Source organism: Streptomyces luteolus, from assembly GCF_029968015.1.
GTDB classification, from domain to species: Bacteria; Actinomycetota; Actinomycetes; order Streptomycetales; family Streptomycetaceae; genus Streptomyces; species Streptomyces luteolus.
This window is the reverse complement of the sequence record NZ_JASCIS010000001.1, coordinates 277682-299908: the sequence shown is the minus strand read 5'-3', so window position 1 is coordinate 299908 and position 22227 is coordinate 277682. Positions and strand designations below refer to the sequence as shown.

21 protein-coding genes are annotated in these 22227 nt (G+C 71.9%); 15 read left to right on the top strand and 6 right to left on the bottom strand.

What is annotated here, in order from left to right:
* The first annotated feature begins 37 nt into the window (after nucleotides 1-37).
* From QIT00_RS01360 to QIT00_RS01345, 4 genes are all read left to right on the top strand, one after another.
* Nucleotides 38-676: an AIM24 family protein gene (locus tag QIT00_RS01360; RefSeq protein WP_282533134.1), complete on the top strand. Its 639-nt coding sequence runs from the start codon at nucleotides 38-40 to the stop codon at nucleotides 674-676.
* A complete protein-coding gene (locus tag QIT00_RS01355) occupies nucleotides 676-1326 on the top strand; it encodes an AIM24 family protein (RefSeq protein ID WP_282533133.1) in 651 nt (216 codons plus the stop codon). Before QIT00_RS01360 ends, QIT00_RS01355 begins: the two co-directional genes overlap by 1 nt.
* Entirely contained in the window at nucleotides 1323-2090 is a 768-nt protein-coding gene (locus QIT00_RS01350; RefSeq protein WP_282533132.1) for an AIM24 family protein, read from the top strand. Before QIT00_RS01355 ends, QIT00_RS01350 begins: the two co-directional genes overlap by 4 nt.
* A gap of 126 nt (nucleotides 2091-2216) precedes the next feature.
* Nucleotides 2217-2693, top strand: coding sequence for a MarR family winged helix-turn-helix transcriptional regulator (locus QIT00_RS01345; RefSeq protein WP_282533131.1), 477 nt, complete (start codon nucleotides 2217-2219; stop codon nucleotides 2691-2693).
* A 54-nt stretch (nucleotides 2694-2747) separates the two neighbouring features.
* On the opposite strand, the gene QIT00_RS01340 is transcribed toward QIT00_RS01345, so the two are convergent.
* Together QIT00_RS01340 and QIT00_RS01335 are read right to left on the bottom strand one after the other, a co-directional pair.
* The gene (locus QIT00_RS01340; RefSeq protein WP_282533130.1) at nucleotides 2748-4157 is read right to left on the bottom strand and encodes a sensor histidine kinase; all 1410 of its coding nucleotides are present in this window, start codon (nucleotides 4155-4157) and stop codon (nucleotides 2748-2750) included.
* Nucleotides 4154-4816, bottom strand: a complete 663-nt coding sequence (locus tag QIT00_RS01335; RefSeq protein WP_282533129.1) for a response regulator transcription factor — start codon at nucleotides 4814-4816, stop codon at nucleotides 4154-4156. Before QIT00_RS01335 ends, QIT00_RS01340 begins: the two co-directional genes overlap by 4 nt.
* Nucleotides 4817-4877: 61 nt before the next feature.
* Here QIT00_RS01335 and QIT00_RS01330 point away from each other — a divergent pair, with 61 nt between their 5' ends.
* Nucleotides 4878-5063, top strand: a complete 186-nt coding sequence (locus QIT00_RS01330) for a PepSY domain-containing protein (RefSeq protein WP_282533128.1) — start codon at nucleotides 4878-4880, stop codon at nucleotides 5061-5063.
* A 504-nt stretch (nucleotides 5064-5567) separates the two neighbouring features.
* Here the strand turns inward: QIT00_RS01330 and meaB are convergent.
* Both meaB and QIT00_RS01320 read right to left on the bottom strand, forming a co-directional pair.
* Nucleotides 5568-6524, bottom strand: a complete 957-nt coding sequence (gene meaB / locus QIT00_RS01325; RefSeq protein ID WP_282533127.1) for a methylmalonyl Co-A mutase-associated GTPase MeaB — start codon at nucleotides 6522-6524, stop codon at nucleotides 5568-5570.
* Between the two features lie 57 nt (nucleotides 6525-6581).
* Nucleotides 6582-7784, bottom strand: coding sequence for an acetyl-CoA C-acetyltransferase (locus QIT00_RS01320; RefSeq protein ID WP_282533126.1), 1203 nt, complete (start codon nucleotides 7782-7784; stop codon nucleotides 6582-6584).
* A 135-nt stretch (nucleotides 7785-7919) separates the two neighbouring features.
* On the opposite strand from QIT00_RS01320, the gene mce reads away from it, so the two are divergent.
* From mce to QIT00_RS01280, 8 genes are all read left to right on the top strand, one after another.
* On the top strand, nucleotides 7920-8360 hold the full coding sequence (mce, locus tag QIT00_RS01315; RefSeq protein ID WP_282533125.1) for a methylmalonyl-CoA epimerase: 441 nt from the start codon (nucleotides 7920-7922) through the stop codon (nucleotides 8358-8360).
* A 234-nt stretch (nucleotides 8361-8594) separates the two neighbouring features.
* Nucleotides 8595-12572: a polarized growth protein Scy gene (gene scy, locus QIT00_RS01310; RefSeq protein ID WP_282533124.1), complete on the top strand. Its 3978-nt coding sequence runs from the start codon at nucleotides 8595-8597 to the stop codon at nucleotides 12570-12572.
* A 183-nt stretch (nucleotides 12573-12755) separates the two neighbouring features.
* Nucleotides 12756-13694 (top strand): coiled-coil domain-containing protein, encoded by a 939-nt coding sequence (locus QIT00_RS01305; protein WP_282533123.1) that lies wholly within the window; start codon nucleotides 12756-12758, stop codon nucleotides 13692-13694.
* A gap of 114 nt (nucleotides 13695-13808) precedes the next feature.
* Nucleotides 13809-14834 carry an ABC transporter ATP-binding protein gene (locus tag QIT00_RS01300; protein ID WP_282533122.1) on the top strand — a complete coding sequence of 342 codons (1026 nt, stop codon included), beginning with the start codon at nucleotides 13809-13811 and terminating at the stop codon, nucleotides 14832-14834.
* A gap of 4 nt (nucleotides 14835-14838) precedes the next feature.
* Nucleotides 14839-15609: an ABC transporter permease gene (locus tag QIT00_RS01295; RefSeq protein WP_282533121.1), complete on the top strand. Its 771-nt coding sequence runs from the start codon at nucleotides 14839-14841 to the stop codon at nucleotides 15607-15609.
* 108 nt (nucleotides 15610-15717) lie between these two features.
* The gene (locus QIT00_RS01290) at nucleotides 15718-16536 is read left to right on the top strand and encodes a hypothetical protein (RefSeq protein WP_282533120.1); all 819 of its coding nucleotides are present in this window, start codon (nucleotides 15718-15720) and stop codon (nucleotides 16534-16536) included.
* Nucleotides 16537-16556: 20 nt separating this feature from the next.
* Nucleotides 16557-17870 (top strand): ABC transporter ATP-binding protein, encoded by a 1314-nt coding sequence (locus QIT00_RS01285; protein WP_282533119.1) that lies wholly within the window; start codon nucleotides 16557-16559, stop codon nucleotides 17868-17870.
* 170 nt (nucleotides 17871-18040) lie between these two features.
* Nucleotides 18041-18964, top strand: a complete 924-nt coding sequence (locus QIT00_RS01280) for an ABC transporter permease subunit (protein WP_408909697.1) — start codon at nucleotides 18041-18043, stop codon at nucleotides 18962-18964.
* A 17-nt stretch (nucleotides 18965-18981) separates the two neighbouring features.
* Here the strand turns inward: QIT00_RS01280 and QIT00_RS01275 are convergent, their stop codons facing one another.
* Nucleotides 18982-19314, bottom strand: coding sequence for an ATP/GTP-binding protein (locus tag QIT00_RS01275; protein WP_282533118.1), 333 nt, complete (start codon nucleotides 19312-19314; stop codon nucleotides 18982-18984).
* 211 nt (nucleotides 19315-19525) lie between these two features.
* On the opposite strand from QIT00_RS01275, the gene QIT00_RS01270 reads away from it, so the two are divergent.
* Nucleotides 19526-20554 (top strand): LLM class flavin-dependent oxidoreductase, encoded by a 1029-nt coding sequence (locus QIT00_RS01270; RefSeq protein WP_282533117.1) that lies wholly within the window; start codon nucleotides 19526-19528, stop codon nucleotides 20552-20554.
* A 71-nt stretch (nucleotides 20555-20625) separates the two neighbouring features.
* Here the strand turns inward: QIT00_RS01270 and QIT00_RS01265 are convergent, their stop codons facing one another.
* Nucleotides 20626-21018 carry an SCO5389 family protein gene (locus QIT00_RS01265; RefSeq protein WP_282533116.1) on the bottom strand — a complete coding sequence of 131 codons (393 nt, stop codon included), beginning with the start codon at nucleotides 21016-21018 and terminating at the stop codon, nucleotides 20626-20628.
* A gap of 266 nt (nucleotides 21019-21284) precedes the next feature.
* Here QIT00_RS01265 and nucS point away from each other — a divergent pair, with 266 nt between their 5' ends.
* Nucleotides 21285-21956 (top strand): endonuclease NucS, encoded by a 672-nt coding sequence (gene nucS, locus QIT00_RS01260; protein WP_282533115.1) that lies wholly within the window; start codon nucleotides 21285-21287, stop codon nucleotides 21954-21956.
* Nucleotides 21957-22227 lie beyond the last annotated feature (271 nt).

The window sequence follows — 22227 nt, the reverse complement described above, 5'->3', positions numbered from 1 at the left end:
TATCAGGGTCCGATTCAGGGTCGACTACCGTCGGGCCGTGGCTCAGTTCCGACTGCAAGGCAGCAAGGTGCTCGCCGTCTCCCTGGCGGGCGACGCCGTGAAGGCGAAGAACGGCTCGATGGTCGCGTACGACGGCCGGATGGCCTTCAAGAAGATGTCCGGCGGCGGTGAGGGCATACGCGGCATGGTCACGCGGCGCCTCACCGGCGAGCAGATGACGGTGATGGAGGTGAAGGGGCAGGGCACCTGCTTCTTCGCCGACCGCGCGAGCGAGATCAACCTGGTCCAGCTCCAGAGCGACACGTTGTACGTGGAGTCCAGCAACGTCCTGTGCACCGACGGCGCCCTGCGCACCGGCACCAGCTTCACCGGGCTGCGCGGCGCCTCGCAGGGCAACGGCCTGTTCACCACGACGATCGAGGGCACGGGTCAGGCGGCGATCATGTCGGACGGACCGGCGGTGGTGCTCCGGGTCTCCCCGCAGTTCCCGCTGAGCGTCGACCCGGGGGCGTACATCGCCCATCAGGGGAACGTGAGCCAGAGCTTCCAGTCGGGCGTGAACTTCCGCACGTTCATGGGCGAGGGCTCCGGCGAGTCCTTCCAGATCCGCTTCGAGGGCGACGGCCTGGTGTACGTCCAGCCCAGCGAGCGGAACACCGTCGGCGGGGAGGTCTGATGCCGTTCCGTGAGGTCAACTCGAAGATGGTCGAGGCCACGGTCGCACCGGGTCAGCGGCTGTTCAGCCAGCGCGGGGCGATGCTCGCGTACCAGGGCGAGGTCTCCTTCACGCCCAATGTGCAGGGCGGGCAGGGCGGTGTGATGTCGATGGTCGGGCGCCGGGTCGCGGGTGAGGCGACGCCGCTCATGACCGTCGAGGGCAGCGGCACGGTGATGTTCGGGCACGGCGGCCACCACATCGAGGTGATCAACCTCGCCGGGGACACGCTGTACGTCGAGGCGGACCGGCTGCTCGCCTTCGACGGGACCCTTGAGCAGGGCACGATGTTCATGGGCTCGCAGGGCGGCGTGATGGGCATGGTGCGCGGCCAGGTCACCGGTCAGGGCCTGTTCACGACGACCCTGAAGGGCCACGGCGCGGTGGCGGTCATGGCGCACGGCGGCGTCGTAGAAATCCCGATCACCCCGCAGACCCCGGTCCACGTCGACCCGCAGGCGTACGTCGCCCACCACGGGGACGTACGCAACAAGCTGTCCACGGCGCTCGGTTGGCGGGACATGGTGGGGCGCGGGTCGGGCGAGGCGTTCCAGCTGGAGCTGTCCGGGAGCGGCTCGGTGTACGTGCAGGCATCGGAGGAGAAGCTGTGAGCGGTCCCGTGGTCCTCGACCCGACGACGCTGCCGAGCGACGACAACGTCAACCCGTACACCTTCTGCGTGGAGCTGCGGGGGAGCCAGTGGTTCCTGCAGAAGGGGAAGATGATCGCCTACTACGGGTCGATCGACTTCCAGGGCATCGGGCACGGCCGCCTGGACCGGCTCGTGCGGACGTCGTTCCATTCGCCTTTGCACGCGAGCGACTGGGTCGTGGCGGAGGGCAGCGGCAAGATGCTCCTCGCCGACCGGGCCTTCGACGTCAACTCCTTCGATCTGGAGGACGGCAACCTGACCATTCGCTCCGGCAATCTCCTCGCTTTTCAGCCAAGTCTCGCGCTGAAGCAGAGCATCGTCCCGGGGTTCCTGACGCTCATCGGCACGGGCAAGTTCGTGGCGGCGAGCAACGGCCCGGTGGTGTTCATGGAGCCGCCGATCCGGGTGGACCCGCAGGCCCTGGTCGGCTGGGCGGACTGCCCCTCGCCGTGCCACCACTACGACCACGGGTACATGACCGGGGTCATGGGCGGCGTACGGGCGCTGACCGGGCTAGGCGGGGTCTCCGGCGAGGAGCACCAGTTCGAGTTCGTGGGCGCCGGGACGGTGCTGCTGCAGTCGTCCGAGGCGCTGATGGCCGAGCAGGCGGCCGGGGCTCCGCCGCAGGAGCCCGGGGTGCCGGGCGGCGGCGGGCACGGCGGCCAGGGGGCACCGAGGCTTCCCGGCCAGCTGGGAGACCTCCAGCGTCGCTTCGGGCTGTGAGCGGTAGTCTGCGGAGTGTGACGGCTTCGAACAGAGCTGTTCGAGCGGGGGAGTTCGGCACGACGTGCGCGCCGTCACACCGGGGAACACTCGTTTACTTTTCAACTTCTTAGGTAGAATCGATACATGGAGACCGAAACGGCCACCCCCTGGCTGACCGAAGCCGAGCAGCGCGCCTGGCGCACGCATCTGGAGGTCAACAGGCTGCTCACGTACCAGCTCGAGAGGGACCTGCAGCCCTTCGGCCTGACCATGAACGACTACGAGATCCTGGTCAACCTCTCCGAGTCCGAGGACCAGCGGATGCGGATGAGCGACCTCGCGACGGCCACGCTGCAGTCCAAGAGCCGCCTCTCGCACCAGATCACCCGCATGGAGAACGCCGGCTTCGTCCGCCGCGCGAACTGCGAGTCGGACCGGCGGGGGCTCTACGCGGTCCTGACCGACCAGGGCATGGAGACCATGCGGAAGGTCGCGCCGCACCACGTGGAGTCCGTGCGCCGGCACTTCATCGACATGATGGACCCGGATGCCCTGCAGCAGCTGCGCGCCACCCTCACCCCGATCGCCGAAGCACTGCGCGCGGAACGCGGCAGGCCCTGACCCCGTACGACCCGGTTCGACCCGGTTCGACTCGGTTTTTGACGCCAACCCCCGCTAGGCCAGCGGGAGTTCGACCCGGAACAGCGCCCCGCCGGCCGCCGACTCGGCCACCGTGAGACGGCCGCCGTGGCGCTCGACCACGTCACGGGCGATGGCCAGGCCCAGGCCCGCGCCGCCGTCGTCGCGGCTGCGGGCGTCGTCGAGCCGTACGAACCGCTGGAAGATCCGCTCCCGCTCCTGGGCCGGCACCCCGTCCCCGTCGTCCGCGACGGTGAGCACCGCGCGGGTGCCCTCGGCGCGCGCCTCCACCGTGACGCGGGAGCGCGCGTGCCGCTGCGCGTTGTCCAGGAGGTTGCCGAGGACCCGCCCCAACTGCGAGCGGGAACCGGCCAGTTGGGCGCCCGCCACGACCGCCACCTCCACCGGGAGACGGTCGCCGGAGCGCTGCGAGACCTCCTCGCGCACGAACGCCGCCAGGTCGAGGTTCGCCTCCCCCGGCCGCTCCCCCGCGTCCAGGCGGGCGAGAAGGAGCAGGTCGGCCGCGAGCTGCTGGAGCCGTACGGTGTCCTCGACCGCGCCGCCCACGTCCAGCAACTCCGGGTGCGCGGCGCCCACTTCGAGCTGGGTGCGGAGCGAGGCGATCGGGCTGCGCAGCTCGTGCGAGGCGTCCGCGACGAACCGGCGCTGCCGCTCCACGCTCGCCTCCAGGGCCGTCAGGGTCTCGTTGGTGGTACGCGCGAGCCGCGCCACCTCGTCGTGCGAGTCCGGCTCGGGCACCCGCCGCGACAGGTCCTCGGAGGCCGTGATCGCGGCCATCTCTGCGCGGATGCCCTCCACGGGGCGCAGCGCGCGCCGGGTGACCAGCCAGGTCGTACCGCCGACCACCAGGAGCAGGGCGGGCAGGCCGATCAGCATCGCCGTGGCCGCCGTGCCGACCGCGCTCTCCTGTGCCTCCAGGGGTGCGCCCGCGTAGACCAGGACCGTCTCGTCCCGGAAGTCGCTCACCTCGACCTCGGCGAAGCGGTACGCGGCCTCGTCGCCGTCGACCGTGGCGCTGCCGGTGCTGTGCCGGGTGACGTCGCCGAACTCGCCGACCTCCGGATCGTCGCCCTCGTCGTCGTCCCGGTGGGCGCCCGGGTTCCGCACGGGCTTCACCCCCTCCGCCCCGGTGCCCTGGATCGCCTCCAGGTCCTCGGAGACCGCGAGGACGCGGTCGTCCTTGTCGACGACCTGCACCGGATGGTCCTCGCTGTCCGGCAGGTCGAGGTCCCGGTACGGCGTACGGGCGGCGATCTGCGAAGCCACCTGGCGGGCCGCGTTGTCCGCGTCGGCGTCGGCCTGGTCGCTCAGGTTGCCGCGCAGCGAGAGCAGTACGGCGACTCCCGCGGCGACGAGGGCCACGGCGACGACGAGGGTGGCGCCGAGGGTGGCCTTGGCCCGGATCGAGCCGAACATGCGCCTCACCGCGACTCCAGGCGGTAGCCGGCGCCGCGCACCGTCTTGATCAGCGGGGCGCCCAGCTTGCGGCGCAGCGCGCTGATGTAGACCTCGACGATGTTCGGGTCGCCGTCGTACGCGAAGTCCCAGACGTGCTCCAGGATCTCGGCCTTGGACACGACGGTCCCGGCGCGCGTCGCGAGCTGCTCGAGGATCGCGAACTCCTTTGCGGTGAGCGTCACTTCGACGCCGTCGCGGTGGACCCTGCGGGCGGCCGTGTCGACCTCGATCACACCGAGCTTGATGACCGGCGAGGGCCCGGCGTTCCCGCGCCGCCGCAGCAGCGCCTTGATCCTGGCGACGAGGACGACGTACGAGAACGGCTTCGTCAGGTAGTCGTCGGCGCCGGTGTCCAGGCCCTCGGCCTCGTCGTACTCGCCGTCCTTGGCGGTCAGCATCAGGATCGGCACCTCGTGTCCGGCGGCGCGCAGGGCGGCGCAGACGCGGTAGCCGTTCATGCCGGGCAGCATGATGTCCAGTACGACCAGGTCGTACACGCCCTCGCCCGCCCGGTGCAGGCCCTCCAGGCCGTCATGGACGACGTCCACGGCGTAGCCCTCCGCGGTGAGGCCCTTGGCCAGGGACACGGCGAGCCGCTTCTCGTCCTCCACGATCAACAAACGCATGCGCCAAGGGTCCCAAACCCTTCCTGAACCGAACCTGAAGCGGGCTTCAGGCGGCTTCAGCGTGGCTTCAGGTGCGGTCGGCCAGATTGGTGTCTCGGCGGACCTGGACGACGACGACGGCGGCACGCGCGCCTGGGAGGTCGACATCCGCGGCAACGGCACTACCACGTACACGGTCCACGTGGACGCGGGCACCGGCAAGGTGCTCGGCACGGAGAAGGACGCGGAGACGCCGGACGAGGACTAGGAGCAACCGGGGGCTCCGCCCCAGACCCCCGCTCCTCAAACGCCGGAGGGGCTGTCTTTCAGGGGCGCGGGGAACTGCGCGCCCAGCCACAACGGCGCCGCAGGCTTTCGGGAAGGGGCGGGGAGGGCCGGGCGCAGCCCTCCGGCCCCGAAAGGGGCGCGGGGAACTGCGCGCCCAGCCACAACGGCGCCGCAGGCTTTCGGGAAGGGGCGGGGAGGGGAAAACTCAGGCCGTAGGCCGATAAAAGGGCGGGGGCGCAGCCCCAGAGGTGCCGAGCCCCGGACCACAGCGCGGGGCGGACCAGCTGAGGGGCGGGGGGCGCAGCCCCACGGATGGCTGGCCCCGGACCACAGCGCGGGGCAGACCAGCTGAGGGGCGGGGGGCGCAGCCCCACGGATGGCTAGCCCCGGACCACAGCGCGGGGCAGACCAGCTGAGGGGCGGGGGGCGCAGCCCCACGGATGGCTGGCCCCGGACCACAGCGCGGGGCGGACCAGCTGAAGGATCAGCCCTCCGTAAGCCCCGCCACCAGCTCGTCCGCCGCCGCGTAAGGATCGAGCTCGCCCGCGACGATGCGCTCCGCGAGGGCGGAGAGGCGGCGGTCGCCATGCAGGTCGGCGATGCGTTCCCGCAGGGCCGTGACCGCGATCGTCTCCACCTCGCGGGCCGCCCGCGACCGGCGGCGCTCGGCGAGCACCCCGCGCTCCTCCATCCACGCGCGGTGCTTCTCCAGGGCCTCGACGACCTCGTCGACGCCCTCGCCGCGCGCCGCGACCGTCTTCACGATCGGCGGGCGCCAGTCACCGGGGGCGCGGGACTCGCCCAGGCCCAGCATGTGGTTGAGCTCGCGGGCCGTCGCGTCCGCACCGTCGCGGTCGGCCTTGTTCACCACGTACACATCGCCGATCTCCAGGATTCCGGCCTTCGCCGCCTGGATGCCGTCGCCCATGCCGGGCGCGAGGAGGACGACGGAGGTGTCGGCCTGCGAGGCGATCTCCACCTCGGACTGGCCGACGCCGACGGTCTCGACGAGGACCACGTCGCAGCCCGCCGCGTCCAGGACCCGGATCGCCTGCGGCGCCGCCCAGGCGAGCCCGCCCAGGTGCCCGCGCGTGGCCATCGAGCGGATGTAGACCCCGGGGTCGGAGGCGTGCTCCGACATCCGCACCCGGTCGCCGAGCAGCGCGCCGCCGGAGAACGGCGAGGACGGGTCGACGGCGAGCACGCCGACCCGCTTCCCGGTCCGCCGGTACGCCGAGACCAGCGCCGACGTGGACGTGGACTTGCCGACGCCGGGCGAGCCGGTCAGGCCCACCACGTACGCCCCGCCCGCCAGTGGGGCGAGCGCCGCCATCACCTCGCGCAGTTGCGGGGACGCCCCCTCCACCAGCGAGATCAGCCGGGCCACGGCCCGCGGCCTGCCCTCACGCGCCTGGGCCACCAGGGCGGGGACGTCCTGCATCACTGCTCCCGTTCTGTTCGTACGCGTAGCAACTCCAGGGACGGCGGACCGCGCGCGTCAGGCCTTCGGGACCCGGACGACGAGCGCGTCGCCCTGACCGCCGCCGCCGCACAGCGCGGCAGCGCCGGTCCCGCCGCCGCGGCGCTTCAGCTCCAGGGCGAGGTGCAGCACGATCCGGGCGCCGGACATGCCGATGGGGTGGCCGAGGGCGATCGCGCCGCCGTTGACGTTCACCTTTTCCGGGGTAACGCCGAGGTCCTTCATTGACTGCACGGAGACGGCGGCGAAGGCCTCGTTGATCTCGATCAGGTCGAGGTCGCCGACGCCCAGGCCGTCCTTCTCCAGGGCGTGCTTGATGGCGTTGGACGGCTGGGACTGGAGGGAGTTGTCGGGGCCCGCGACGTTGCCGTGCGCGCCGATCTCGGCGATCCAGTCGAGGCCCAGCTCCTCGGCCTTGGCCTTGCTCATCACGACGACCGCGGCGGCGCCGTCGGAGATCTGCGAGGCGGTGCCCGCGGTGATCGTGCCGTCCTTGGCGAAGGCGGGGCGGAGCTTGCCGAGGGACTCGGCGGTGGTCTCGGCGCGGATGCCCTCGTCCTGCGAGAAGACGACCGGCTCACCCTTGCGCTGCGGGATCTCCACCGGGGCGATCTCGGCCTCGAACAGACCGTTCTTCTGCGCGGCCGCCGCCCGCTGGTGGGACTGCGCGGCGATCTCGTCCTGCTCGGGGCGGGCGATGCCGAGGCGGGTGTTGTGCTTCTCCGTGGACTCGCCCATGGCGACGCCGTCGAAGGAGTCGGTCAGGCCGTCGTGCGCCATCGCGTCGAGCATCTCGATCGCGCCGTACTTGTACCCCTCGCGGGACTTGGGGAGCAGGTGCGGGGCGTTGGTCATGGACTCCTGGCCGCCGGCCACGACGACGTCGAACTCGCCGGCGCGGATCAGCTGGTCGGCGAGGGCGATCGCGTCGAGCCCGGAGAGGCACACCTTGTTGATGGTGAGCGCCGGGACGTTCATCGGGATGCCCGCCTTGACCGCGGCCTGCCGCGCCGGGATCTGCCCCGCCCCGGCCTGCAGGACCTGGCCCATGATCACGTACTCGACCTGGTCGCCGGCCAGGCCCGCGCGGTCGAGTGCGGCCTTGATCGCGAAGCCGCCGAGGTCGGCTCCGGAGAAGGACTTGAGGGAACCAAGGAGTCGTCCCATGGGCGTGCGGGCCCCTGCGACGATCACCGAGGTCGTGCTGTTCGTTCCAGACATGAGGCACGGCCCCTTGGATGAGGAGTGAACGAGGGTTTACGTCAATGTACTGAGCGGTACGGCCTCGGGTCACCGGCCTTTCGGTGTGATCGCGCGCACGTTGCGTGATCAGGGGCGGCACGCTCCACTGGTGCCATGCTGACACGCATCGACCACATCGGGATCGCCTGCCACGACCTGGAGAAGACCGTCGAGTTCTACACGTCGACGTACGGCTTCGAGGTCTTCCACACCGAGGTCAACGAGGAACAGGGCGTCCGCGAAGCCATGTTGAAGATCAACGAGACGTCCGACGGCGGCGCCTCCTACCTCCAGCTCCTCGAACCCGTCCGCGAGGACTCCACGGTCGCCAAGTGGCTGGCCAAGAACGGCGAGGGCGTGCACCACATCGCCTTCGGCACCGCGGACGTCGACGCGGACGCCGCCGCGATCAAGGACAAGGGCGTACGGGTCCTCTACGAGGAGCCGCGGATCGGGTCGATGGGGTCCCGGATCACCTTCCTGCACCCCAAGGACTGCCACGGGGTCCTCACCGAACTGGTCACTTCCGCGGCGGAGCCCGCTCCGGACCACTGACCTGAAGCATCCCTGGGCCGGTAGAGTTGGGGGCGGCCGTCGCGCGGATCGGGCGGCCGTTGTCCGGGGTCGGGAACACCAGGTTTCGGGTCACTGGCATCGAGCGGCGGCCGCGTCTGGGCGGCAGTCCCTCGGACGCCGTTGATCTGTCACCATTCCCCGGGGGCGTTGTTCAGCGGACGAATGGCGCTCGTACGGAGAATCTTTCGACCAGGGGACGGATGGGACCGCGCAGTGCGGGGCTACGAACGCCAGGACAACTCGCGGGCTGAGACCGGCCGGACCGACAGCCTCTCGCGGTTCGAGGCCGAGATGGATCGGCTGAAGACCGAGCGGGAGAAGGCCGTTCAGCACGCCGAGGATCTCGGCTACCAGGTCGAGGTGCTGCGCGCCAAGCTGCACGAGGCGCGCCGCAGCCTCGCGTCCCGTCCTGCCTACGACACCGCCGATCTCGGTTACCAGGCCGAGCAGTTGCTGCGGAACGCCCAGATCCAGGCCGACCAGCTGCGCGCCGACGCGGAGCGCGAGCTGCGCGAGGCGCGCGCCCAGACGCAGCGCATCCTCCAGGAGCACGCCGAGCAGCAGGCCCGCCTGCAGGCCGAGCTGCACGGCGAGGCCGTCTCCCGGCGCCAGCAGCTCGACCAGGAGCTCAACGAGCGCCGCCAGACCGTCGAGTCGCACGTCAACGAGAACGTGGCGTGGGCCGAGCAGCTCCGCAACCGCACCGAGCAGCAGGCCCGCCGGCTCATCGACGAGTCGCGTACGGAGGCCGAGCAGTCCCTCGCCGCCGCCCGCGCGGAGGCCGAGCGGCTCACCACCGAGGCACGGCAGCGGCTCACCAGCGAGGCGGAGGCCGGGCGGGCCGAGGCCGAAGCGATCCTGCGCCGGGCCCGCGCCGAGGCCGAGCGTCTCCTGAACGCCGCCTCCACGCAGGCCCAGGAGGCCACCGACCACGCGGAGCAGCTGCGGTCCTCGACGGCAACTGAGTCCGAGCAGGCCCGCCGCCAGTCCGCCGAGCTGAACCGCACGGCCGAGCAGCGCATGGCCGAGGCCGAGACGGCGCTGCGCGAGGCGCGGGCCGAGGCGGAGAAGGCCGTCGCCGAGGCCAAGGAGTCCGCGGCGAAGGCGCTGGCCACCGCGGAGGCCACCAACGAGCAGCGCACGCGTACGGCGAAGGAGCAGGTGGCCCGCCTGGTCGGCGAGGCGACCAAGGAGTCCGAGGCCACCAAGGAAGAGGCCGCCCAGGCCCTGGCCGACGCCCGCGCCGAGGGCGAGAAGCTGATCGCCGACGCCGCCGAGAAGGCTCGTACGATCACGGCCGAGGAGACCGCCTCCCAGCTGGCCGCGGCCGCGCGCAGTGCCGAGGAGTCGCTCAACAAGGCCGCCGAGGACGCCAAGAAGACCACGAAGGCCGCGAGCGACGAGGCGGAGCGGATCCGCAGCGAGGCCGAGGCCGAGGCGGACCGGCTGCGGGCCGAGGCGCACGACATCGCGGAGGAGCTCAAGGGCGCCGCGAAGGACGACACCAAGGAGTACCGCGCCAAGACGGTCGAGCTGCAGGAGGAGGCGCGCCGGCTGCGCGGCGAGGCCGAGCAGCTGCGGGCCGAGGCGGTCTCCGAGGGCGAGAGGATCCGCGCCGAGGCCCGGCGCGAGGCGGTGCAGAAGATCGAGGAGGCCGCGGCCTCCGCCGAGGAGCTGCTCACCAAGGCCCGTGGCGACGCCGAGGAGCTGCGGACCGGCGCGAGCGCGGACGCCGAGAAGGTCCGCACCGAGGCCATCGAGCGCGCCACGACGCTGCGCAAGCAGGCCGAGGAGACCCTGGAGCGCACCCGCACCGAGGCCGAGCGGCACCGCGACGAGGCCCGGGAGCAGGCCGAGGCCACGAAGGCGGAGGCCGAGGAGGCGGCGCGGCAGCTGCGCCAGGAGGCCGACGAGGCGGTCGAGCGCCGGCGGGCCGAGGCCGCCGAGGAGTTGACCCGCCTGCACACCGAGGCCGAGGAGCGCCTCACCGCGGCCGAGACGTCCCTTGAGGACGCCCGCACCGAGGCCGAGCGGCTGCGGCGCGAGGCCGCGGACGAGACGGAGCGGCTGCGCACCGAGGCCGCCGAGCGGATCCGCACGCTGCAGGCGCAGGCCGAGAAGGAGGCCGAGCGGCTGCGCACCGAGGCCGCCGCGGAGGCCTCCGAGTCGCGTGCCGAGGGCGAGGCCGTCGCCGTACGCCTGCGCAGTGAGGCCGCGACGGAGGCCGAGCGGCTCAAGACCGAGGCGCAGGAGACCGCGGACCGGGTGCGCGCGGAGGCCACGGCCGCCGCGGAGCGGGTGTCGGCGGAGGCGGCCGAGGCGCTGTCGGCCGCCCAGGAGGAGGCCGCGCGGCGCCGCCGGGAGGCCGAGGAGCTGCTGTCCTCGGCGCGGACGGAGGCGGACCAGGAGCGGGAGCGGGCCCGCGAGCAGAGCGAGGAGCTGCTCGCCGCGGCGCGCAAGCGGGTCGACGAGGCGCAGGCCGAGGCGCAGCGCCTGGTCGAGGAGGCGGACCAGCGGGCCGGCGATCTGGTCGCCGCGGCCGAGCTGACGGCGCAGCAGGTGCGGGACTCCGTGGCCGGTCTGCACGAGCAGGCGCAGGAGGAGATCACGGGGCTGCGCTCGGCGGCCGAGCACGCGGCGGAGCGCACCCGCGGCGAGGCCACCGAGGAGGCCGAGCGGGTCCGCACGGACGCGTACGCGGAGCGGGAGCGCGCCTCCGAGGACGCGACGCGGCTGCGGCGCGAGGCCCAGGAGGAGACCGAGGCCGCCAAGTCCCTTGCGGAGCGCACCGTTTCGGAGGCGCTCGCGGAGGCCGAACGGCTCAAGTCGGAGGCGACGGAGCACGCCCAGCGAGCGCGTACGGAGGCGTCCGAGCGGCTGTCGACGGCCGAGCAGGACGCGTCCCGTACGCGCGCCGAGGCCCGCGACGACGCCAACCGGATTCGTACGGACGCGGCGGAGCAGGCCGACCGGCTGATCGGCGAGGCGACTTCGGAGGCCGAGCGGCTGCAGTCGGAGACGCGGACGGCCGCCGACCAGCTGCGTACGGACACCCAGGCCGCGGCGGAGCAGCTGCGTACCGAGACGCAGACCGCCGCCGACCAGCTGCGCGCCGAGAGCCAGGCCGCGGCGGACCAACTGCGCGCCGAGACCCGCGCGGAGGCCGACCGGACGCTCGCGGAGGCGAGCGGCGAGGCGGAGCGGCTGCGCGCGGAGGCGGCGGAGACGGTCGGTTCGGCGCAGCAGCACGCGGAGCGGATCCGCGGCGAGGCCGAGCGGGTCAAGGCGGAGGCCGCCGCCGAGGCGGAGCGGCTGCGCGCCGAGGCGCAGGCCGAGGCCGAGAAGACCCGGGACGAGGCCCGCGCGGACGCCAACAAGCGTCGTACGGAGGCCGCCGAGCAGGTCGACAAGCTCATCACGGAGTCGACGGCGGAGGCGGAGAAGCTGACGTCCGAGGCGGGCGAGCAGGCGCTGAAGACGACCACGGACGCGGAGACGCAGGCCGACACGATGGTCGGCGCCGCCCGCAACGAGGCCGAGCGGCTGGTCTCCGAGGCGCGCGGCGAGGGCCACGCGATGGTGGAGAAGGCGCGTACGGACGCGGACGGACTCCTCGTCGGCGCCCGCCGGGACGCGACCCAGATCCGGGAGCGGGCCGAGGAACTGCGCGAGCGCATCACCGGCGAGATCGAGGAGCTGCACGAGCGGGCGCGGCGCGAGTCGGCCGAGCAGATGAAATCTGCGGGAGAGCGTTGTGACGCCCTGGTGAAGGCCGCCGAGGAGCAGCTGGCCGAGGCGCAGGAGAAGGCCAAGGAGCTGCGGGCGGACGCCGATTCGGAGGCGAGCAAGGTGCGCATCTCCGCCGTGAAGAAGGCGGAGGGGCTCATCAAGGAGGCCGAGCAGAAGAAGGCCGACGCCGTGCGGGAGGCCGAGCGGCTCACCTCGGAGGCGGAGCGCGAGGCCGCGCGGCTCGTCGAGGAGGGGCAGCGCGAGCTGGACGTCCTGGTGCGCCGCCGCGAGGACATCAACGCCGAAATCTCCCGGGTTCAGGACGTCTTGGAGGCCCTTGAGTCCTTCGAGGTGCCCTCGGCCGGCGGCAACGGCAAGGCGGGCGGCGGCTCCGGGGGCGGCGTCAAGGCGGGGGCGACGATCGGTGCCCCTCGATCGGGTGGGAAGTCGTCCGAAAACTGATCGGAACGCCATCTTCCGTGCTCGGCAAGGGTGTTGGGGCGCCGCGTCGGCAAGCGGTCCGGCCATGAGCCACCCGAAAGGGGGGTCATTCTCCAGATCAAACGGGCAACTGCTCGATGACACGCCGCCATGACCCCTAGGATTCCTCCTAACACCTCACCGGTCTCAGTTGACAGGAACCCCATGAGCGACACTTCCCCCTACGGCTTCGAGCTTGTGCGGCGTGGGTACGACCGCGCTCAGGTGGACGAACGTATCTCTAAGCTCGTCTCCGACCGTGACTCCGCTCTCGCTCGCATCACTGCTCTGGAAAAGCGCATCGAGGAGCTCCACCTCGAGACGCAGAACGCCCAGGCCCAGGTGAACGACGCCGAGCCGTCGTACGCCGGGCTCGGTGCCCGCGTCGAGAAGATCCTCCGGCTCGCCGAGGAGGAGGCCAAGGACCTGCGCGAGGAGGCCCGCCGGGCCGCCGAGCAGCACCGCGAGCTGGCCGAGTCCGCCGCGCAGCAGGTGCGCAACGACGCGGAGGCGTTCGCCGCCGAGCGCAAGGCCAAGGCCGAGGACGAGGGCGTCCGGATCGTCGAGAAGGCCAAGGGCGAGGCGACCGCGCTGCGCACCGAGGCCCAGAAGGACGCGCAGTCCAAGCGCGAGGAGGCCGACGCCCTCTTCGAGGAGACCCGCGCCAAGGCCGCGCAGGCCGCCGCCGATTTCGAGACCAACCTCGCCAAGCGCCGCGAGCAGTCCGAGCGCGACCTGGCCTCGCGTCAGGCCAAGGCCGAGAAGCGTCTCGCCGAGATCGAGCACCGCGCCGAGCAGCTGCGCCTGGAGGCGGAGAAGCTGCGTACGGACGCGGAGCGTCGTGCGCGCCAGACGGTGGAGACGGCGCAGCGCCAGGCCGAGGACATCGTGGCGGACGCCAACGCCAAGGCCGACCGGATCCGCAGCGAATCCGAGCGCGAGCTGGCGGCCCTGACCAACCGCCGCGACTCGATCAACGCGCAGCTGACCAACGTGCGCGAGATGCTGGCGACCCTCACCGGTGCCGCCGTGGCCGCGCAGGCCGCGCCCGGCGGCGAGGAGGAGCCGGTCACCCGCGGGGTTCCGGCGCAGCAGACCCGGTGACCGCACGGCCGCTGCCGTAGGCCGTTTCCTTCGGGAACGGATCTGCCCCGAGCGGGACGAAGCCCTCTGTCACTCAAGTGGCAGGGGGCTTTGTCCCGTTTTAGCGTGGGCCGCATGATCGAGCTCGAGGGCCTGACGAAGCGGTACGGGGAGAAGGTCGCCGTCAACCACCTCACCTTCACCGTCAGACCCGGTGTCGTCACCGGCTTCCTCGGGCCCAACGGCGCCGGCAAGTCCACCACGATGCGGATGCTCCTCGGCCTGGACCATCCCACCGCGGGCGACGTCCGGATCGACGGCCGGCACTACGACCAGATCCGGCACCCGCTCACGTACATCGGCGCCCTCCTCGACGCCAAGGCGATGCACGGCGGGCGCAGCGCGTTCAACCACCTCCTCTGCCTGGCGCAGTCCAACGGCATCACGAAGTCCCGGGTGGCGGAGGTGCTCGACACCGTCGGCCTGACCGCCGTCGCGAAGAAGAAGGCCAAGGGCTTCTCGCTCGGCATGGGCCAGCGGCTCGGCATCGCGGGCGCGCTCCTCGGCGACCCGCAGATCCTGATGTTCGACGAGCCGGTCAACGGCCTCGACCCCGAGGGCATCCACTGGATCCGGAATCTGATGAAGTCGCTCGCGGCGCAGGGCCGCACCGTCTTCGTCTCCTCCCATCTGATGAGCGAAATGGCCCTCACGGCGGACCACTTGGTCGTCATCGGCCAGGGGCGTCTCCTCGCGGACACCTCGATGGCCGACTTCATCCGGCAGAACTCGCGGTCGTACGTACGGCTGCGCTCACCGCAGCAGGAACGGCTCAGGGACGTGTTGCGGCAGGCCGGGATCACCGCCGTCGAGGCCGGAAACGGAACCCTGGAGGTGGACGGGGCGCGGTCCGAGCGGATCGGGGAGCTGGCCGCCAAGCACCAGCTCGTCCTCCATGAACTCAGCCCGCAGCAGGCGTCCTTGGAAGAGGCCTTCATGCAGTTGACCGCCGAGTCGGTGGAGTACCACGCGCACGCGGAGACGGGCCCGCCGGACACCGACGGCTGGGCGGGCGGTCCGGGTTCCGCCTCGCCCGGCGCCGGTGGCGGCTGGGGCGAGCAGTGGGCTCGGGAACAGCGGCAGAAGAAGACGGGGAGCTGAGCCGATGTCCTCGGGACGCGTACTCACATCGGAGTGGACCAAGATCCGTTCGGTGGCGTCGACGGTCTGGACGCTCGGCCTCGCCGTCGTCGTGACGATCGGGCTCGGACTGCTCATCTCGATCCTCGCCAAGAACGACTTCGCCAACATGAACGCCCGCGACCGGCTCGCCTTCGACCCGACCGCGATCAGCTTCGCGGGGATGGGCCTCGGGCAGCTGGCGATGATCGTCTTCGGTGTGCTCGTGGTGTCGAACGAGTACAGCACCGGGATGATCCGCACCTCGCTCGCGGCGGTGCCGCAGCGCGCGGCGTTCCTGTTCAGCAAGATCGTGGTGGCCACGGCGCTCGCGCTCGTGGTGGCCATGGTCACCAGCTTCATCACGTTCTTCGTCGGCCAGGCCGCGATGGGCGAGCACCGGGCCTCGCTCGGCGACGCCGGGGTGCTGCGGGCGGTGATCGGCGGCGGGCTCTACATGACGCTGATCGCGGTCTTCTCGATGGGCGTCGCCGCGATGCTGCGCAGCCCGATGCTGTCGCTCGGCATCCTGATGCCGTTCTTCTTCCTGGTCTCCAGCATCCTCGGCAATGTCTCGGCGACGAAGAAGATCGGCCAGTTCCTGCCGGACCAGGCGGGCCAGAAGATCATGCAGGTGGTCAGCCCGCTGGACGACGACACTCCGTACGGGCCCTGGGGCGGCCTGGCGATCATGGTGGCGTGGGTGGCGGTGGCCGTTCTGGGCGGGTTCGTACTGATCAAACGGAGAGATGCTTAGGGGGTACGGGCTTGCTCTGGGGGCACGTCCTCAGGGGCGCGGGGAACTGCGCGCCCGGCCCCGACGCGGCCGCACCCGGCGACGAACCGTTCTGGTGAGGAGGTACACGTGGACGGGCGCACCCTGCTCGAACTCGGGCTCGCCACCGTGCCGTTCGAGCATCCGCTGACGTATCCGGGACAACCGGTGCCCTGGCCCGCCCTGCTGCGCGGGGACCGGCTGCTGCGCCTCGCGAGCGGCGCGGGTTCGCTCGGCGGGATGTACGTCGAGGGCGGGCCGCGGCTCGACCAGGTCCTGGACGACCTGGACCGCCGCCATCCCGTCCTCGCCGTCGGCTCCAACGCCTGCCCCGCCCAGGTCGCGTACAAGCTCGCGCGGCGCTCCCTCAGCACGGACGTGCCGATGGTGCCGGTCAGGGTGCGCGGCATCGGCATCGGGTGCTCCGCCCATGTGGGGCGGGCCGGATATGTGGCCGCCGCCCCCTACCCGGACCCGGACAGCACCCTCACCCTCGTCCTCAGCTGGCTCGACGACGCACAGCTCGCCGCCGTCGACGCCACCGAGCTCCCGAACTACCGGCGCCGCTGGCTGGACGAGAGCCACGTCGACGCAGGCGGGCCCGGAGCCTGGATCTACACCGGGGAGCGGGGCGTGCTCGCCGGTCCCGACGGGCGGCCGCTGGCCGGGGGCGAGCAGGGGGCGCTGCTCACCGGGCTGCTCGCGGGATCGGCGGCGCTGCGCGCGCTGCTCGGGCCCGACGCGCGGTCCTGGGTGCGGGCGGCGCGGGCCGACGCGGCCGTGCGCGACGAGGCCGCGCGGCTCTTCGCAGCCGAGAGCCGGGTCCTTCACCCGACTTGGCCGGAACCGTCAAGGCGTGGATATCCTCCTAATCCTTACGGGGGCGTGAGCACTGCCCCGACGTCCTGACCTCTCGATGGGTGCGGAGAATGATCGAGGCAGTCGGCCTGACCAAGCGCTACGGCGCGAAGACGGCCGTGTACAACCTTTCCTTCCAGGTCCGGCCGGGTACCGTCACCGGCTTCCTCGGGCCGAACGGATCGGGCAAGTCCACGACGATGCGGATGATCCTCGGGCTCGACAACCCGACCGCGGGACGTGTCACGATCGCGGGCTACCCCTACCGCAGGCTGCCGAACGCGCCCCGCCAGGTCGGCGCGCTGCTCGACGCCAAGGCGGTGCACGGCGGCCGGCACGCCCGCAACCACCTGCTCTCGCTCGCCCAGCTGTCCGGCATCCCGGCCTCCCGGGTCGACGAGGTGCTCGGGGTCGTGGGCCTCACGGAGGTCGCGAAGAAGCGGTCCAAGGGCTTCTCGCTCGGCATGGGCCAGCGGCTCGGCATCGCCGCCGCGCTCCTTGGCGACCCGCAGGTGCTGCTCTTCGACGAGCCGGTCAACGGCCTCGACCCCGAGGGCATCCTCTGGGTCAGGAACCTGATGAAGTCGCTCGCCGCCGAGGGCCGTACGGTCTTCGTCTCCTCGCACCTGATGTCCGAAATGGCCCTCACCGCCGAGCACTTGATCGTGATCGGCCGCGGCCAGCTGCTCGCCGACATGAGCGTCCGTGAGTTCATCGCGGCCAACTCGGCGGGCTTCGCGCGCGTCCGTACGCCGGAGACCGAGCCGCAGCAGCGCGAGAAGCTGACGTCGGCGCTGACCGAGGCGGGCGGCCAGGTGCTGCCCGAGCAGGACGGCGCACTGCGCGTCACGGGCCTGCCGCTGCCCCGCATCAGCGACCTCGCGCACGACGCGGACGTACGCCTGTGGGAGCTCTCGCCGCACCAGGCCTCCCTGGAAGAGGCGTACATGCGGCTCACCCAGGGCGCCGTGGACTACCGCTCCACGGCCGACCAGCTGGGCGGCTTCCAACAGCCGCAGCCGCCGGGCCTCGCCCCGGGCATTGCGCCGCCGGTGCCGGTGCCGGGCCAGGACCAGCCGGGCTGGTACCCGCCGCCCGCCCCGCAGCAGGGCGGACAGCCGAACCCGTACGCGGGCCAGGCCGCCGCCCCGCAGGCCCCGGCTCAGCCGCAGGGCGCGACGCCGCCGGAGCACACGGCGATGCTGCGCACCCTGCCCGCCCCGCAGCAGGAGCAGCAGACGGCGATGCTGCGCAAGCTCCCGGAGCCGCAGCAGCCTCCGCAGCCGCAGGCCGAGGCGCAGGCGCAGCCGCTGCCCCAGGAGCAGCCGCCCGCCGCCGAACCGACCAAGAGCGCCACCAGCGACAACGAGGACGCCACCCGATGAGCACTCCGCCCACGCCCTCCGTGCCGCAGCCGCAGCAGCCCCAGCAGCCCCCGTCCATGCCGCCCGCTCCCCCGCAGCAGCCGCAGCAGCCTCCGCAGGCGCCCCAGGGGCAGCCGGTCCCGCAGCCGCAGGCGCCCGCCGGTCAGCAGCCTCCGCAGGAGCACACCGCGATGCTGCGCACCCTGCCCGCCCCGCACCAGCAGGGCCAGCAGCAGCCCGCACCGCACCAGGCCCCACAGGCCCAGCAGGCCCAGCAGGCCCAGCAGGCCCAGCAGCAGTGGCAGTCGGGCCCGCCCGTGGAGACGTACGTCTCGCCGATCCCGATCACGAAGACGCACCTCGGGCACGCGCTCGCCTCGGAGTGGACGAAGATCCGCAGCGTGCGCTCGACGATCTGGACGCTCGGCGTGATGCTCGTCCTGGTCCTCGGCATCGGCACGCTGATCGGCGTCATCGCCGCATCGGCCGACATGGAGCTCGGCGGCCAGTCGGCCATCGGCCTCGGCTCCTTCGGCATCCTGCTCGGCATGCTGTGCGTGATGACGCTCGGCGTGCTGACCATCGGCTCCGAGTACGGCACCGGAATGATCCGTACGACGACGACGGCCTGCCCGTCCCGCAGCCGGATCCTGGCCGCCAAGGCGATCGTCTTCTTCGCCCTGGTCTTCGTCGTCACCACGGTGGCCGCCGCGCTGGTGGCCGTGGTGCAGACCGGCATGGTCGACGGGGCGAGCGCGACCGGCGAGGAGTGGCTGCGCGGCACGGTCGGCGTGGGCCTCTTCGTCGCGACGCTCGGGCTGCTCTCGCTCGCGGTGGGTGCCCTGGTGCGGCACTCCGCCGGAGCGATCACGATCATGATCGGCCTGGTGCTGCTGCCGCTGGTCCTGGCCATGTTCATGTTCTCGAAGTCCCTGGAGGACCTGCAGCTGTTCCTGCTGCAGTACGCCGTCCCCAGCCAGCTGATCGCCTTCTACGGCGACTCGGTCGCCGGCGGCACGGGCCCCACGGGCTGGGAGCCGCTGTGGATCATGCTGGGCCTGACGGCCGTCGCCTTCGGCGCCGCGTTCCTCACCACCGAGACCAGGGACGTCTGACCGGGAGGACGGAACCCTCAGAACCTCGGCGCGTCACGGGACCGCCGCACCCGCGTGGTGCGGCGGTCCCGCGCGTTCCAGCACGCCTTGTGCCAGTGCCTGCGGTCGTCGACGCCCGCGCCGTGCTCCGGCCAGGCCACCACGTGCGGCACGGACGAGCGGATCTCCTGGTCGCAGCCGGGGCAGCGGTACGTCTTGCCGGGCCCGCCGGAACCCGCGACCTGCCGGACGGTGAACTCCTCGCCCTGCCACGACTCGGTGTACTGATGGCCGCCGTAACGCGGACGCTCGTCGTCCGCTCCCCTGCCGTTGGAGCCTGCGCCCTTGGGGCGGTTGCGGCGCGGAGACACGGAACACCTCACGTGCGTACGGAAGCCGATGGGACCGCTCCAGCCTACGCGCCGCGACCCTGGGTACCCGAGCCTCGGCGGAGGGACCGCTCTTCCGGGGCACTCTCCCGTATGAAAATGGGCCAACCTGTATGCCAGGCCGTGCCCTTGGCACGTGCTGTGCGTTGTTGCCCTAGGGGAGGCCGCGTCGGCGCCGAGAGGCAGGAGTGCGATGCGTGTAGGAAGTTTTGTACTGGCCGCGCAGTTCCCGGGCCAGGGCCAGGGCGAGGCGCTGCACCGCGCCCTGCGGATCGGCGAGGTCGCCGAGGAGTCCGGGCTCGACTCGGTCTGGCTGGCCGAGCACCACTTCGTCCCGTACGGAGTGTGCCCGTCCGCGGCGACGTTCGCGGCGTTTCTGCTCGGCCGCACCCACCGCATCCGCGTCGGCACCGCCGTGAGCGTGCTGCCCACCCAGCATCCGGTGGCCCTTGGCGAGCAGGCCGCGCTGCTCCACCTCACCAGCGGCGGCCGCTTCACGCTCGGCGTGGGCCGCGGGGGACCGTGGGTGGACCTGGAGGTCTTCGGCAAGGACATCGGGGCGTACGAGAGCGGCTTCCCCGAATCCCTCGACCTGCTCCTGGAGTGGCTGCGCAAGTCTCGGGTCGGCACGTCCGGGGAGCAGTTCAACTTCCGTGAGGTGGCGGTCGTTCCGCGCCCCGACGAGGCGCTGTCCGGGCCCGCCGGTCCGGAGGTCGTGCTGGCCTGCACCTCGCCCGCGAGCGTCAGGCTCGCGGCGGAGCGCGGCCTGCCGATGCTGCTCGGAATGCACGTCGGGGACGAGGAGAAGGCCGAGATGGTGGCGCTCTGGCGGTCGAGCGCACTGGCCGCGGGGCACACGCCGGACGCCGTGCGGTCGGCCGGTCATGTCTCGGCCGGAGTGGCGCAGGTCGCGGACCGCGGTGCGCAGGCGGCGGAGACGCTCCTGAAGGCGATGCCGGGCTGGCTGAAGCAGGGCCTGGACGCCCATGTCACGGTCGACGGCCGGGAGCGGCGGATGCGGGACCCGCTGGCGTACACCGAGATGCTCTGCGGGATCCACCCGGTGGGCACGCCCCGGCTGTGCGCGGACCGGCTCGCGGCGACCGCGGAGCGCACCGGCGTCACCCGCTTCGCACTGCTGATGGAGGGCTCCGGAGACCTGGCGGCGACGGAGGAGAACGTACGCCGGCTCGGCGCGGAGGTGCTGCCGCAGCTCGGCTGAGAACCGCGCACGAGTGGGCTGCCGCCCCGGACTAGTGACACCTCCCGCGTACGGGACGGCAGCGACAGGCTTCAGCAGTCCCTGAGTTCCGGCGACTGGTTCAGCAACTGGCCCCGTATGGAAGTGAACTTGGCCAGCCGGTCGTCGACCTCGGAGTCGAGCGGAAAGACCGCGACGCGGTGGCAGTTCTGGAACGCGAGACGCACTCCGAAGTGGCGCTGCAGCGCCCCTCGTATCGCGTCACTCGCGAGTGCACGCAGCAGCTGACCACGCGCCTGCTCGTCCGGCGGCGGCGTCTGGTTGTCGGCGAACTCGCCACCGTCCACCTTCAGCTGAGCCACCAGAGAGCTGATCATCTCCCATGCGTAAGGCAGGGAGGTCCGGACGCAGTCGACGAATGCGGCTTCGTCGACCTCGCCTCGCTCGGCCTGTTCCAACAGTGCCGGTGAGACGTCGAGCGACATGGGTTCTCCTCTCGCACCCCCGGGGAGCGGGGGCTGACGGACAGGCAAGGGCGACGCATACGCAGCGTGCACGCGTGACGACCACCCGCTTCCACGGTATGCAACCTGTCCTGCCCGCACCAGGAGAATGCGCGCACAACCGGCCATGGGCGAACAGTGTCCTTCCCGGAATATGGGGCGGATCGCGCAGCCCTGTTCCGCCCCTGCGGTTCGTCGTACGAGGGCGTTTCGCGCGGAGCGGGGGGTGTCCAGTAGCGTTGCCGACCATGCGTCTCGTCATCGCCCGCTGCTCCGTCGACTACGCGGGCCGGCTCACCGCCCACCTCCCCCTCGCGCCCCGCCTCATCCTCGTGAAGGCGGACGGCAGTGTCTCGATCCACGCGGACGACCGGGCCTACAAGCCCCTGAACTGGATGTCGCCGCCGTGCACCCTGAAGGAGGGTTCGGGGGACGACGCGGGCGTCTGGACGGTCGTGAACAAGGCGGGCGAGAAGCTCATCATCACGATGGAGCAGATCCTGCACGACTCCTCGCACGAACTGGGCGTCGACCCGGGCCTCATCAAGGACGGCGTGGAAGCGCACCTCCAGGAGCTGCTCGCCGACCGGATCGAGACTCTTGGCGAGGGATACACCCTGATCCGCCGCGAGTACCCGACGGCGATCGGCCCGGTCGACATCCTGTGCCGGGACTCCGACGGCGCGACGGTGGCCGTGGAGATCAAGCGCCGGGGCGAGATCGACGGCGTGGAGCAACTCACGCGCTACCTGGACCTGTTGAACCGCGACCCGCACCTGGCTCCGGTGAAGGGTGTCTTCGCCGCGCAGGAGATCAAGCCCCAGGCGCGCGTCCTCGCGACGGATCGCGGCATCGACTGCGCGGTCCTGGACTATGACGCGTTGCGCGGCATCGAGGACGACAAGTTGCGGTTGTTCTGAGGGTCGTATACCGCGGACCGTTCCGCACCGTCGACTCGGTCGCCGTCGATCGCCCTCCGGGCTCGTCCTCAAGCGCCGGACGGGCTGAAGCTGCCGTCGTTCGGCTGCCGCGCCGTCGTGGCTGGTCGCGCAGTTCCCCGCGCCCCTAAAAAACCCGCCCCACCGGCAAATTCAGCCCCTCCGGCGTTTGAGGAGCGGGGGTCCGGGGGCTGGCCCCCGAAGCGGGGTCCAGGGGCGCAGCCCCGGGCAGGGGCCTGGGGGCGCAGCCCCC

Excerpts from the sequence above, each read along its gene's own strand:
- QIT00_RS01355 (WP_282533133.1), top strand. The coding sequence starts at position 676 with ATGCCGTTCCGTGAGGTCAACTCGAAGATGGTCGAGGCCACGGTCGCA.
- QIT00_RS01345 (WP_282533131.1), top strand. The coding sequence starts at position 2,217 with ATGGAGACCGAAACGGCCACCCCCTGGCTGACCGAAGCCGAGCAGCGC.
- QIT00_RS01335 (WP_282533129.1), bottom strand. The coding sequence starts at position 4,816 with ATGCGTTTGTTGATCGTGGAGGACGAGAAGCGGCTCGCCGTGTCCCTG.
- meaB (WP_282533127.1), bottom strand. The coding sequence starts at position 6,524 with ATGCAGGACGTCCCCGCCCTGGTGGCCCAGGCGCGTGAGGGCAGGCCG.
- QIT00_RS01320 (WP_282533126.1), bottom strand. The coding sequence starts at position 7,784 with ATGTCTGGAACGAACAGCACGACCTCGGTGATCGTCGCAGGGGCCCGC.
- mce (WP_282533125.1), top strand. The coding sequence starts at position 7,920 with ATGCTGACACGCATCGACCACATCGGGATCGCCTGCCACGACCTGGAG.
- QIT00_RS01305 (WP_282533123.1), top strand. The coding sequence starts at position 12,756 with ATGAGCGACACTTCCCCCTACGGCTTCGAGCTTGTGCGGCGTGGGTAC.
- QIT00_RS01300 (WP_282533122.1), top strand. The coding sequence starts at position 13,809 with ATGATCGAGCTCGAGGGCCTGACGAAGCGGTACGGGGAGAAGGTCGCC.
- QIT00_RS01295 (WP_282533121.1), top strand. The coding sequence starts at position 14,839 with ATGTCCTCGGGACGCGTACTCACATCGGAGTGGACCAAGATCCGTTCG.
- QIT00_RS01285 (WP_282533119.1), top strand. The coding sequence starts at position 16,557 with ATGATCGAGGCAGTCGGCCTGACCAAGCGCTACGGCGCGAAGACGGCC.
- QIT00_RS01280 (WP_408909697.1), top strand. The coding sequence starts at position 18,041 with ATGCTGCGCACCCTGCCCGCCCCGCACCAGCAGGGCCAGCAGCAGCCC.
- QIT00_RS01270 (WP_282533117.1), top strand. The coding sequence starts at position 19,526 with ATGCGTGTAGGAAGTTTTGTACTGGCCGCGCAGTTCCCGGGCCAGGGC.
- QIT00_RS01265 (WP_282533116.1), bottom strand. The coding sequence starts at position 21,018 with ATGTCGCTCGACGTCTCACCGGCACTGTTGGAACAGGCCGAGCGAGGC.
- nucS (WP_282533115.1), top strand. The coding sequence starts at position 21,285 with ATGCGTCTCGTCATCGCCCGCTGCTCCGTCGACTACGCGGGCCGGCTC.